This is a genomic window from Faecalicatena faecalis (assembly GCF_012524165.2).
Taxonomy (GTDB): domain Bacteria; phylum Bacillota; class Clostridia; order Lachnospirales; family Lachnospiraceae; genus Faecalicatena_A; species Faecalicatena_A faecalis.
In genome coordinates this window covers 72,963-86,729 of record NZ_JABACJ020000029.1, presented here as the reverse complement: position 1 = coordinate 86,729, position 13,767 = coordinate 72,963, and the positions used below count along the sequence as shown (strand labels likewise).

General features: G+C 43.5%; 10 protein-coding genes. 1 reads left to right on the top strand and 9 read right to left on the bottom strand.

Features of this window, described 5'->3' with window-relative positions:
- Positions 1–42: 42 nt before the first annotated feature.
- The 9 genes from HGO97_RS20785 to HGO97_RS20745 all read right to left on the bottom strand — a co-directional run bounded on the left by HGO97_RS20785 (position 43) and on the right by HGO97_RS20745 (position 12,118).
- A complete protein-coding gene (locus tag HGO97_RS20785) occupies positions 43–1,056 on the bottom strand; it encodes an Rpn family recombination-promoting nuclease/putative transposase (RefSeq protein ID WP_216244901.1) in 1,014 nt (337 codons plus the stop codon).
- A gap of 427 nt (positions 1,057–1,483) precedes the next feature.
- Positions 1,484–2,161 (bottom strand): YoaK family protein, encoded by a 678-nt coding sequence (locus HGO97_RS20780; RefSeq protein ID WP_216244898.1) that lies wholly within the window; start codon positions 2,159–2,161, stop codon positions 1,484–1,486.
- Positions 2,162–2,295: 134 nt separating this feature from the next.
- Positions 2,296–4,653 (bottom strand): alpha-xylosidase, encoded by a 2,358-nt coding sequence (gene yicI, locus HGO97_RS20775; protein ID WP_216244896.1) that lies wholly within the window; start codon positions 4,651–4,653, stop codon positions 2,296–2,298.
- 26 nt (positions 4,654–4,679) lie between these two features.
- Positions 4,680–6,038 (bottom strand): MFS transporter, encoded by a 1,359-nt coding sequence (locus tag HGO97_RS20770; RefSeq protein WP_246597652.1) that lies wholly within the window; start codon positions 6,036–6,038, stop codon positions 4,680–4,682.
- Positions 6,039–6,137: 99 nt separating this feature from the next.
- Positions 6,138–6,989 (bottom strand): AraC family transcriptional regulator, encoded by an 852-nt coding sequence (locus HGO97_RS20765; protein ID WP_216244893.1) that lies wholly within the window; start codon positions 6,987–6,989, stop codon positions 6,138–6,140.
- Positions 6,990–7,008: 19 nt separating this feature from the next.
- Positions 7,009–9,690 (bottom strand): FtsX-like permease family protein, encoded by a 2,682-nt coding sequence (locus HGO97_RS20760; protein WP_216244890.1) that lies wholly within the window; start codon positions 9,688–9,690, stop codon positions 7,009–7,011.
- Complete coding sequence (locus HGO97_RS20755) at positions 9,687–10,394, bottom strand: ABC transporter ATP-binding protein (RefSeq protein WP_216244887.1); 708 nt, start codon at positions 10,392–10,394, stop codon at positions 9,687–9,689. The genes HGO97_RS20760 and HGO97_RS20755 overlap by 4 nt, the downstream gene beginning before the upstream one ends.
- Positions 10,395–10,493: 99 nt before the next feature.
- On the bottom strand, positions 10,494–11,435 hold the full coding sequence (locus tag HGO97_RS20750; RefSeq protein WP_246597650.1) for a sensor histidine kinase: 942 nt from the start codon (positions 11,433–11,435) through the stop codon (positions 10,494–10,496).
- Between the two features lie 11 nt (positions 11,436–11,446).
- Entirely contained in the window at positions 11,447–12,118 is a 672-nt protein-coding gene (locus HGO97_RS20745; protein ID WP_216244884.1) for a response regulator transcription factor, read from the bottom strand.
- 263 nt (positions 12,119–12,381) lie between these two features.
- Here HGO97_RS20745 and HGO97_RS20740 point away from each other — a divergent pair, with 263 nt between their 5' ends.
- Positions 12,382–13,731 carry an MATE family efflux transporter gene (locus tag HGO97_RS20740; protein WP_216244881.1) on the top strand — a complete coding sequence of 450 codons (1,350 nt, stop codon included), beginning with the start codon at positions 12,382–12,384 and terminating at the stop codon, positions 13,729–13,731.
- Positions 13,732–13,767 lie beyond the last annotated feature (36 nt).

Sequence of the window (13,767 nt, the reverse complement as noted above, 5' to 3'; positions counted from 1 at the left end):
GCGAAAGTACCTGTTTTACTTTCGCCCAACAAAATAATCGTTCTATCCAATCATTCTCTCAGCCACCTCTAAATCCGTCTGCTCCATATTTTCCGATAACAGATCTATGACCTTCTGAACATAAGACAGCTCCAATTCCAAATCATCTGCAATCTCAGAAATACTCATCCCTTTCCCTAACTTTTTTCTGATCATAGCCACAATTTTGGCTTCCATTCCTTTTTCTATTCCCTTTTCCATTCCTTCCGCAATTCCATCCTGATATAAATCATCCAAAGCTTTACACATATCAATTCCTCCTGTCCGCTCCTCCATTGCCTTTAGGCTCTGTTCAGATCCTAGAAGAACCCGGAGCGCATTATATGACTCTTCATCTATCCGACTAAAATATACCTTATTCTCTTGTACATATTTTAATAATCCATCTTTATTTTTCCTATATTTTAGCATACCAAAAACCATCTGTAAATTTGTTTGAAAACACGTCAAGTCCCCAATTTTTCTTGGGTCAATCAAATTAATACTATAATTCGGCACATACTTTTTCAACATCTTGTATTCTTCCCGTTCAATTCCGAACAAACTATGCAGGTCCTGCTTTCCATCCCAGTCCTTTTCACCATAATAAAATATCAGTGTGACTACCGGGTACAGCAGAGCCGTCTGTTTCATCCCAGACAGGAACTCTGCAGAACGTTTCAGTTCTTTCTGATTTCGCCGCCCTTTGCGTATCTCATTGACCTGGTCCACATAACTAAGCGCATCGTACAACATCCCTCGTACCGGCATCCCATAATGGATTTCTTCCTGATTTTCGCAAGCCAGTATTACAACCCTGGTCCCATCTTTGGCTGTCATGCAAATGTCCCGATATCGCTGTACCGTTATCTCCTCTCCATCCGGTTTCCGAATGACCAGGCCATGTTCTGTATCTTCCTTTTGAAGGCTTTCCGCCGTAAAAACTTTTCTGCCCTGAAACAAAGAACCATTTACAAAATCAGAAAAACGTTCTTTGTCAGAAAGCCAGTGTTTCATATATACATTGCCTTTTCCCATATTTCATTTTCTCCTTGTCAGACGATTCATCCACTGATTTACCGACTCTGCCGGTCCACCAGCACCTCATAAACACACTCCAGGAAACTCCGGCAGTATACCAAAGCTCCATTTACTTCCTAATTTTCATCTCTTCATACTTACTGACAAGTATCATGCAAGCAATAGACATCACCAGCTTCCAATTCAGACCTTTACTTACAACTTATTTTTAATTTTCAAACATTGAATAAACGGGCGAACGACCCTTGGAATGGAATCTGTGATTCCACTGTGAATTAATTTAAAGAATGTTTGAAATGCCCCGGATATTACTTCGGATGCATTCAGCTTACCACAAAATATAATTTGGCTGCAATAGAAAAGAGGGAATGCCCCATTATGAAACATTCCCCAATATATTCCCATAGTCCAGTCCGCTTTCCCTCTATACCTTTTCTAAATCTTCCTTTACAAACATCAGTACAAATCCAACGAACAAAAGCCCTGCTGCCGTCCAGATGACACGCAGTCCCATATGAATGCTCATCAGTGCACCCATGGCTGCACCAATTGCAAAGATCAGGATAACAAAGTAGTAGTGCATACTTTTTCTTTTCAGTTCCTGATCTTTTGTGATATGGTATCTGCACAGCATCTCAGTCGCACTGCGCATATTCCCGATGCACATGGTTGTCGCACAGGGAATCCCCCTGAACTTTCGAAAGCTGTTCACCTGCATGGCACAGGCAAAGGACATCAGCACATTTGCAAGCATATCCATAGAATGTGGAAGCAGGCCGACGATAAGCAGAAGTACCGTTTCCACAATCAACACGATCTGCCGCCAGTGCAATTTTTCATACTCTTTATATAAATGGTGCACCCACTCGGTCACATAGACTCCGCCAATGAATGCCGCCAGAGGCATCAGGTAATGCAGTGCATTCTGAAAATGTCCCTGTGCAAGGTTCTGCCCCAGCAGCACGATATTTCCTGTCTGGGCATTTGCAAATACTTTTCCCCGGCAGTTATAAGAATAGGCATCCTGAAATCCGCCTGCCAACGTCAGGAATACTGCCAGCGTCATAGACTCAGACATCTGCTGTGCTTTCCTCTTTGTCATCCCGATAACCTCCCGCCATATATTTCTTTTCCTATTATACGGCGTTCGACAAAAATGTAAAGCCTATTATTTTATGATCTCATAGTTCATCCCAGCACCATCTTTAACCAAAGCAGATATTCTTTCTATCCATTTTATAATTCCACAACTACCTTTTCATCACTTGGCAATAGCACGATTCCTTGTTCTGTGATTTCTTTCACCTGTGCCCCGGACACGCTCTTCACTTCCGTGATATTCCTAAGCAAGTAGGTCATATTCTCTACTTTGGAAGTTCCCAGGATTATTTGATTTCCTTTTCTTTCTGCTTTCACCGTCAGGCTCACATTCCCTTTACGGTCTGGTACTTGACAAAGAACTTCTTTTTCTTCCACCAGCTCATAGACCTGAATCTGCACATCTTTTGCAAAATCATATTCAGCCGTCTCCTCATTCGACCCGATCGGAAGTAGAGTATTCTCTCTGACGAACAGAGGGAGAGACAAAAAGTCGTAGGTCTCTTCATACCAGATACCGCCCTCCTTCTTTTCTCCCGTAAGCAGATGTGTCCAGGTTCCTTTCGGCAGATAATATTCCACCTTTCCATCTGCCGAAAATACCGGAGCGACCAAAATACTGTCACCAAGCATATACTGCATATCCAAATATTTGACAGCCGGATCTTTCTCGAACTCCATAATCATCGCCCGCATGGACGGAATTCCTGTCTGGTGAGAAAGCACTGCCATCTGATAAATATATGGCATAAGTCGAAGTTTTAGCTTCGTAAATTTCCGACAGACTTCCACCGCCTCATCATCAAACAGCCACGGTACTCTGTAGCTCTTAGAACCGTGAAGACGGCTGTGTGTAGACAGCAGACCAAACTGCAGCCACCTCTTATATACATCTGGGCTTGCAGTAAGCTCGAATCCCCCGATATCATGGCTCCAAAATGAAAATCCAGATAGAGTAAATGACAAGCCGCCGCGCAGGCTTTCCGCCATAGACTGATAAGATGCAGAGCAATCACCGCCCCAATGCACCGGGAACTGCTGACCTCCTACTGTCGCACTTCTTGCAAATAGGACAGCTTCACCTTCCCCTTTTTCTTTCTTTAACAATTCAAATACTGCTGTATTATAAAGTTTTGTATAATAATTATGCATTCCCCAAGGATTGGAACCATCATAATATTCCACATCCACCGGAATCCGCTCGCCAAAATCAGTCTTAAAACAATCTACGCCCATATCCAGGAGTGTTTTTAGCTTTGCGGTATACCACTTTACAGCATCGGGATTTGTAAAATCCACCAGCCCCATCCCTGGCTGCCAGTTATCCACTTGCTTAATTCCCCGGCCATCTGCACGTTTTAACAGATACCCATTTTCCAGCCCTTCCCGGAAAAACTTTGTTCCCTGGGAAATATATGGATTGATCCACACACAAATTTTCAAGCCTTTTTCTTTATAACGTCTAAGCATTCCTTCCACATCTGGAAAAATCCTGTTATCCCACTCAAAGTCGCACCAATGGAATTCCTTCATCCAGAAACAGTCAAAATGGAACACATCCAGCGGTAAGTCTCGATCCTCCATCCCCTGAATAAAGGAACTGGTGGTTTCTTCATCATAATTGGTCGTAAAAGAGGTAGACAACCACAGACCGAAGGACCATGCCGGTGGAAGTGCCGGTTTCCCAGTCAAGTCTGTATAATGCACCAGTACATCTTTGATATTATCCCCATAAATAATATTGTATCGTATCTCCTCCCCTTTTACGGAAAACCCGACGGCCTCTACTTTTTCACTTGCCACCTCAAACGATACATTATCGCTATGATCTACAAATACACCATAGTGCTTATTTGTCACATAGAATGGAATATTTTTGTACGCTATCTGTGACGCCGTACCGCCATCCTCATTCCAGCAGTCCACGACCTGTCCATTTTTCACAAATGCTGTGAATCTCTCTCCCAGCCCGTATACACACTCTCCGGGCGCCAATGACAGCTCTGTCAGCATATATGGTATGTAGTCTGCAGCCATATAATTCTCTTCTGGGAACTTGGTAAGTCTCTTCCTATCATACTGCATGTATCCCAGATTGCGGAAACCACAGGAAGTCAGGACATTCTCATCTGCCTCATAAGTAATCTTAAAATCCTTACGGTCCACTCGCACCGTCATTCTTCCGGCAGTCATGACTGCTTCATCCTCGTTGACTTCTACTTGAACATCCTGTTTATCCTGATTCAGATCGAATTTTGGCTCTTTCTTCTCATATCCCTCGAAATGATAACTGCGAACACCAATCACGTCTTTTCTGACCGCTATAAATTCTGTTGTAATCGTCCCCACATCTAAAGCACCCGCACGGTCCGTGATCCTGTGGAGCGGTGCAGTCACACGCATGCCGTTTTCTATTTCTTCTACCACAAATGCCTGGACTGCATACTGTGCATTTGCACGTTCGTTCTTTTCCCAATAGCCTTCTGTAAACTTCATAATTTAACTCCTTCACCTGATTTTATTTATGCCCGAACCTCTGTCTTCCCATTTCTCAAGTCTTCAACAATTGCATCATATTCTTGATCCAAATGATAGAAAAGCATGATAATTATCTGAATTACCGCAATTCCTGCCGGAATATAAATGAACAATGCTTTGATTGCCATAACAGAAGACGCGCTCTGAGCTACTGAGTTTTCTGCATAATTTCCCAGGGCAAGAATCCAACCAAGCATTGCCGAGCCAAGTCCATTTCCTACCTTAAATCCAAAACTAGAAGCGCTGTTGACCAGACCTTCTGTGCGGTAACCAGTCTTCCATTCCCCATATTCTATCGTGTCCGATACGATAGCAAACATACAGGAAGAAATACAGGCGTTCCCAATTCCTTTCAGAGCAGATGCAAACATGACTCCTGCATAGCTTAGACCTACGAATGCAAACATACCGAATCCCAGACCATAGATCACAGCTCCCACAATCATCATGTTTCTCTTTCCGATGCGTTTTACAAAAAAGGCCATCGTAAACATTGCCACAATCTGAACCACACTTGCTACCAAATTCATTGGCCCTACCATTTTCGCGTCATGCAGAACCACTTTAGCATAATAGACAGCTGCGCCTCCGTTGAGAGAGTACTGGATAAAGATAAATACCAACGTCAATGTAATCATAATCCAATATTTATTTTTGAATAGAATGCCGATTCCTTTCCAGAACGGCAGCTTCTCCTGCTTTGTATTCTTGGATGGTTTGACACGTTCCTTTGTTCCTGCAAAGGTAACCGCAAAGATGATCACTGCAAATATCCCGAATACGGCAAACGTTTTCGTCCAAGCAGACAAATTATCGCCAAAGAATTCCACCAGCGGCAGGGTCAGATTCGTAATCAGCAGAGTTCCGGTTGTCGCAAGTGTCATTCTGAATATACTTAAGACAGACCTCTCATACTGATCCTGCGTGATCAGAGCATTCAGTGTTGCATACGGTACGTTGATTGCCGTATATACAACAGATGAAACCAGATTATATGTAATAAAGATATAGATAATTTTTGATGTTTCCCCCAGTCCTGACGGTACTGAGAATAGGAGGATTCCCGCAATAGCAAACGGGATTGCCATCCGAATGATCCATGGACGGCATTTGCCGAACCTGGACTTGGTACGGTCTACGATCAGTCCCATGATCAGGTCTGTGACACCGTCAAAAAGACGTGAAATCAACATGATCGTTCCGATGGTCAATGCACTGACTTTTACGTAATCCGTATAATAGAAAAGCACAAAAGCTGACATGGCCGAATAGATAATATTGCATCCCAAATCTCCCAGTCCATACGCAAACCGCTCTTTTATACCTATTTTTGTCGTTTCCATTTTTTTCATTCTCCCTTCCTGAATTGGCTATAGTATATCATAGGTTTTTCTCATGGATTAGGAGCAAAAACGACTCAAAAATTGTACTTTTCCGACATTTTATTCTTTTTTGTGTTCCAGAGCACGTTGCTCCTTCGGTGTACAACCGTATCTCTTCTTGAACCAACGCATTGTTACCCTATAGTTCGTACAGCCATGCCGCTCGAAAATCTCGTTGATAAAATCATCCGTATTAATCAGATCATAATAAATATAATTGATACGTATCTCATACAGATATTCGCTGACTGTCATCCCAATCTGCTTCTTCATAAGCCTGGAAAGATAATCAGGATTATAGTTAAAATAATCTGCTACTGACTGTACAGTTAGCTGTTCCTCATGGTGTTTGTCCAGATAAGTCAGGATTTTTTTCATTTTCTCACGGTTTTTCTGGTTACGGCTGACCTCCTTTTCTACCAGTCTGACAGAATAGGAGTGTACCAGTGTAAAAAGCAAATCATACAAAAGGCTATTGAACTTAAGCAGATATCCTTCCGGGCGTATCTCATAAATAACATACATATCATGACAGATTTTTTTCAGGCTCTCCAGGCGGGTGACCTCAGCTGGACGCATGGGTCTTGGTTCCACCTGGAATTGGAGAAGTTCATAATCCGGCACATATTTTTCTAAAATATTGTCAGATACCTGCAGCACAAGAGCTTGATTCTTCGTGCTCCAGATAGAATGGATTTCTTTGGAATTCAGAACAATCAGCTCCTCCGCCTTTACCTGGACTTCCCTGGTCTCACACTGGATCTGGATTTCTCCTTCCAACATGTAGATCATCTCGATATGGTCGTGCCAGTGTGGCGGGACATAACGTCCATCATCCGCAGATAAGTAAAATCGTACATCTATATCTGCGTTACTGAATACAATTTCATGACGAACTTCTCCACCTTCCATGATAGGACCGCCTTTCTTTCTATTCCTGTATCTCCTCTATGATCTGCTGCTTTAGCACGGACTGCCCTGAAATCAGGACCGCCGCAATACAGATCAGGATATTGATTCCGGCCATCGCAAGAATCGGCAGAAGAGATAAGGAAGCATTTGGATGCAAATATAATAACATATGTGTGACAAAATAGTATAAAAACTTTTGCAGAATCAGATAGGCTGCCACCATGACAAGGCTGGAATAAATCCCATATCTCAGCCCCTCTTTCACAAGCATTTTCCGAAATCCTGCATCTGTGATTCCCATTGCGCGCATAATCCCAAATTCATGCTTTCTAGCCATCACAAGATACTGCATGCTGTTCATAATGTGCAGCAGACTGATGATAAAAATAATCAAGGCTACCCCATAAAAGAATATCATCTTTCTGTTCAGATAACTGTTCTGTACTTCAATCTGAGAAGTAAAGTCTTTCACAATACACTTCGGGATACCTGAAACAACTTTTTTAATTTCCTTAGATGCCGCAGTCGCATCCACGCCTTCCTTCAAGCTGATACTAATCGTCTGATAACCATCCACACCGAAATTTTCTTTCATCTGTTCATTTGTCATGATGATATCGACCCGGCCTTGTATATTTTCATTATCTCCAATAAAAGTATCTACCTTTCCCATGGGGCGGCTTGTCAGCGCTGCGACCTTGAACTTTTTTACCTCATACTGGTCTTCCGCCGCCTGAAAGCGGAGTATTTCCGGTGAATCTTGTACGTCTATGTTTACATGATCTGGCGTTTTCACCTGAATCTGATCCCCGATGGAAAGGTCAAATCCATTATAATTTCCCTGGCCGTCCATCAACGTTTTAAAAATCACGCTGTTCTCCTTACGCATCATGTCTGGACGGATTTCTCCTTCTAAAAGATAGTCATTGAGAGCCTCCAGCATTTCATCATCGTATCCATATATATTTACCTTGAGAAGGTAGTCATCCTTTCCTGTCTGAACTGCCACACCATTATATTTCTCCATCAGAACCTGGTCCGGCTTCTCGTCCCCTCTTCTGTCAATTTCAGGGTAATACTCCGTCCACTGAAACGTGCCATCTGGAAAAGGAATTTCTCCCAACATATACCTGACCGGACTCACCGATTCCAGGGCTTCTATTTTTTCTAATTGTGTGACAGACGAAGCAGGAATCGTATCCTTCAATTCATCCGACTCCTCATATACCTGAATATCCGACGCCAGCCCGTCATCCGCCTTAAAACTTAATTCATTATGTGTTCTGGTCGTCTGTGTGATATAAGTAGTGCCAAGAAAAATAAGGCTCCCGGCAGATAAAGAAAACAAAATTCCTACAAATGCACCTTTTCTGGCGAACATAAATTTTTTCGTCAGCACACCCGTCAGATTTCCAGTCTTTGCACTGTAGATCTTTCTGCTCTTCTTCCTTCCAGTTTCTTTCGCCATCAGTTCCCTGGCTGTTATTTTTTTCATTCTTCTTACCAGCAAAACAGTCGTCACAATCAGGAAAAGGAAAAGAAAGGCTGCTCCGCCTCCCATCACATTCCACGATACATGAAACGTATCCACGGTTGGAAGTGTCGGAAGTTCGGACATATTTTCTATCCCTGTATGAACCCTGGAACTTTCAGGCGGAATAAAAATCTGTCCGATTCTTCTGTACAAAAGCGCTGCCGCACCATTTCCCAACATACACCCGATTGGATACCCCGCCAGAAAGATCATGAAAAGCTCTGCGAAAAGTACTCCAAATGTGGCCTTATCTTCCATTCCGACCGTCTGCATAATGCTGTACTGGGACATTCTTTTTATAATCGATACCTGGAATAAGCTGTACATAATAAATGCACCGAACAGTCCCAATGCCGCAAGGATCGCCTTATCTGTCAGATTCCAGTCATTATTCAGGCTGCCCCAGATATAAGGCAGTCCCGTCCCTTCCAAAGTGATTCCCTCTTTGATCACCTTAAAAGGATTTGCTTTTGCGTCTCCGCCTAAGAACTTAATTACAGATGCATTGCTGCATATGTAATCCTCATCACGGATTCCCATCTGTCGGATAAAAGCCCCTGCCTGCTTGTATGTCTTTTGTGACTCATCAAACTTTACATACAGGTAGGTTCCGTTTTTACCGTAATCCAATTCCTGATTCACGAAGACCTGCATCCGGTTCATTTCCGGCATGTCAGAAACGATCCCACACAGGGTAAATGTCTCCCCGTCCAGTTCTACCCTGCTACCCAATTTTTCAGGGATTTCCAGGTTTCTCAGGGTATAAGCATCCATGGCCACTTCATTCTTCTGCCCGGGATAATGCCCCTCTGTCAATTCTCTTCCCATCATATCCAAGTAATTCTGATCTGCATATGCCAATTCTATCTGATATGGTTCTTCTATCACCTTGCGAATTGTCAGAAATCCATCCTTATCAATGCGATACCCCTTTCCACTCATCTGATTCTGAAATTCTGATGACCAGGAGTCGTCATACCTAAGCTCATAGTGCCAGTCCCCATATTTTACCTTCGCATTTTCCAGTGCCGCTGCCCTTCCGCTGTCTAACAGAGATCCGATTCCGGTCAGAATTGATGCAGAGAGTACGACTCCCATTAAAAGGGCCAAAGTCTGCTTTTTATAATATCTTACATAGGCAGATGCCAGACGAATACAGTTTTTCATCGTACTTCACCGCCCTTTGCATAAAATTCCCGCTCGCCGTCATACAGCCTGCCGTCCTCAATCCTGATGATTCGGTCACAGGTCTGCGCAATCGCTTCATTATGCGTCACCATCAAAATGGTCTGGTTATACTTTTTACAGCTTGCCTTTAGAAGTCCCATCACCTCGATCGTAGTCCTGGAATCCAGATTTCCCGTGGGCTCATCGGCTAAAATCAGGGCCGGCTTATTGGCAAGTGCCCGTGCAAGAGCCACTCTTTGCTGCTGACCGCCAGACAGCTCGCTGGGATAACTTCTTCTCTTTTCCCACAGACCCAGCTCCTTTAACAGCTCCTTGATATATGCATGGTCCACATATTTTCCCTGATCAAATGTGACCGGCAGGGCCGTATTATCATACACATTCAATACAGGCATGAGACTGTAATTCTGGAAAACGAAGCCGATATTTCTGCGTCTGAAAATCGTGAGCTCCTTTCGGGTCAGCTTTGCGATATCATGGTCGCGGATGACAATCTTCCCCTTTGTCGGGATATCCAGCCCTCCGATCAGATTCAACAGTGTACTTTTTCCACTCCCACTGGCGCCTACGATTGCTGAAAACTCCCCGAGCTCAACATTAAAACTGACATCCTTAAGCGCATGGACCTTGTTTTCACGGGAGCCGTATGTTTTATCCACATTCATTACTTCTAATACTTTCATTATCCACACTCTCCTTTTCTTTTTCACACCTTTATCTTAACAAGGTCCTCTTACAATCTTCCTACAAATAAAAAAGAAATTCTTACAGAACTGTCAGAATCACTCCTGAGAGTTCTGTAAGAACACAGAAAAGCAGCTTCCCATACCCTTTCGGGATGCCACATTCATATACCCTTTCTCTTTTTCCAGAATCAACTTGGACAGATACAGCCCGATTCCCGATCCTTCCTGGTTTTCCACACCACGGCTTCTATAAAAACGTTTAAAAATCTCTGTCTGTTCCTTCTGCTCGATTCCGATTCCGGTATCCCGGATTCTAATTTCCGTATACATCTCAAAACGCTGCATCCCAATGGTGATCTTCCCACCTTCCGGTGTATACTTCACCGCATTTTCCAAAAGATTCGCAAACACTTCTGTTGTCCACCTTGGATTATGGAATAGGCTGCAGTCCGGGAAATATTCCGTCTCAATCTCGATCTGCTTCCTCTGTGCCTTTTCATAGATGAGATTCACTGCATCCAGGATAGTTTTGCGTATCAGGTTCGGACCCGCCTCAAAAACAATCACGTTCTGTTCCAGCCTCACCATCTTGAAAAGAGAATTTAAGATCCAGTCCACCTTTTCCGACTGGGCGCGCATTTTTGCCAGGAACTTTTTCTGATCCTCTTTTGAAAGCTTAGTTCCCGCTGCCCCATCCGAACTTAAGATTTCTTCATACATCATGATGTTCGTAAGCGGTGTCTTTAATTGGTGAGACATGTTGGAAATCAGACTCTTCACTTGTTCCTTTTCCTGCGTAGCCTGCCCGATTTCAGACTGCAGCTTTTCCGAAAGGCGCTTCGCCTTCCCGGCCAGTGCAGATACCTCCCCCTCCTTTAAGTCTGTCAGGGTCACTACTCTATCCTCCAGAAGATCATCCATCATCCGGCTCAATGCCTGATACATGTTTTTCTTCTGCCTGTAAAAAATCCATGCCGCCACAGTGCATCCTGCTGCCAAAATCACTGCTGCCGCTGCCAGTATCTCCATCCTTCCCATCTCTATTTCACCTATATTTCCTTCCAGATATACCCGAGTCCATAAACAGTCTTGATATACGATGGTGAAGCCGGATTTTCCTCCACCTTCTGCCGAAGCCTTCTAATATTCACAGAAACTGTATTGTCATCCACGAACTGCCCCTCACTGTCCCAGATACGCTCCAGAATCTGTTCCTTGGATAATACCTGACCAGGGTTCTCCATAAAGTACAAAAGTAACCTGTATTCTATCTTACTGAGAAAAATCTCCTCTTCTGCCTTATAAACCCTGCACTCCTTTTTATCCAGCCGGATGCCGTTCGAATTCAGGCCTGAAGCTTTCTCGTTTCTGGAAAGCAGCCTTTTCAACCTTGCCTTGAGGACTGCCACAGAAAACGGCTTGGACATGAAATCATCGACTCCCAACTCCAATGCCTTCACCTCATCTAATTCCGTATCTCTTGCTGTCAGCATCAAAATCGGAATAGAGCTGTTCTCCCTGATTCTTCTGCAGAAATCAAACCCATTTCCATCCGGCAGATTGCAGTCCAGAATCATACCATCCAGTTCCACCGCATTTATTTTCTGCGCTGCCTCCTTAAGCGTCCCCGCCGTTTCAGTCACATAACCGTCTGTCTCCAGTGCGAAGGACAGCCCTTCTTGTAAATCTATATCATCCTCGATAATTAATATCTTTTTCATCGATCCATTCTCCGATACCTTTATATATTGACAGATATTTTCATCCTTCTTCATCCAGTATATCCGATTGCCGTTTCAAAGTAAACGAGCTCTTTTATACAAAATATGGTACAATTAAGCACATGTTTAAATAATCAGTGAGGTATTTCATGAGTTTAGTATTTATGATATACTATTTGTATTTGGTGCAGTCTGCTGTATCTTTTGAGTCATAATCATACACAATATAGTATGTCTGCGAACTACAGAGAGGTGTTTTTCTAATGGATAAAGAGTATTTAATCAATCAAAAGCCCGCAAGGGCACTCCTTGTTTTTGCATTTCCTATGATCATCGGGAACTTATTCCAACAATTCTATACGATGGCGGATTCCGTTGTTGTAGGTCAATTTGTTGGTGAAAATGCGCTTGCTGCGGTGGGAGCTTCTTATTCACTGACCAACGTTTTTATCTCAATTGCAATTGGAGGCGGTATCGGTGCTTCCGTTGTGACCAGCCGTACATTCGGCTCCCGCGATTATGATGCGATGAAACGGTCCGTTTATACGGCACTGATTTCCTTTCTGATCCTCAGTGTCCTTCTGGGCGCATTCGGTCTGTGGAAGGGCAGTGAAATCATGCAGCTTCTGAACACTCCGGCAAATGTACTGGGACAGGCTACAAAATACCTGGATATTTATTTTATCGGGCTGCCGTTCTTATTTATGTATAACGTGCTATCCGCCATGTTCAATGCACTCGGAAAATCCCGCATTCCGCTTTACCTGTTGATATTTTCTTCTATATTCAATATTGTGCTGGATCTCTACATGGTATACTCTCTCGGCCTTGGTGTGGCCGGGGTCGCATGGGCAACCCTTATTGCACAGGGAATCTCAGCGATTGCCTCTTTTATTCTGTTTTTAAAGGAGCTTTCTTCCTATCCAGTAGAACATACCGCCTTATTTGATACTAAGGAATTGAAGGTAATGACAAAGATTGCACTGCCATCCATTCTCCAGCAGTCCACCGTCTCCATCGGAATGATGCTGGTGCAGTCTGTTGTCAACAGCTTCGGATCAGAGATGCTGGCAGGATTCTCTGCTGCTATGCGTGTGGAAAGCCTTTGTATCGTTCCTATGGCTGCCATGGGAAATGCGATTTCCCCTTACACGGCACAAAATATTGGTGCAAAGCAATTTGAACGAGTACAAAAAGGATACCACGCTGCCTATAAAATCGTTGCCGCCTTTGCAGTTTTGATCTGTCTCTCACTGGAACTCTTCTATCGGCCTATTGTCATGATGTTCCTGGGCAGTGAAGGCTCACAGCTTGCAATAAACACAGGAATTAGTTATCTGAGATTCATGGGCTGGTTCTTCGGTTTGATTGGATTGAAAATGATCACAGACGGGGTGCTCAGAGGTGCTGGGGATATGAAAATGTTCACCGTAGCAAATCTGGTAAACTTAGGACTTCGTGTCTGTATTGCAGTCACGATGGCTCCAAGGTTCGGAATCGCTATGGTATGGTATGCCGTACCGATGGGCTGGGCCGCCAATTACGTGATATCCTATCTTCAATATCGGACTGGAAAATGGAAGCACATTTCAGCAGAACATGCTGCCAGCTAAAAATGCCGGGAAATAAATTTCTACCTGATCTGTTCT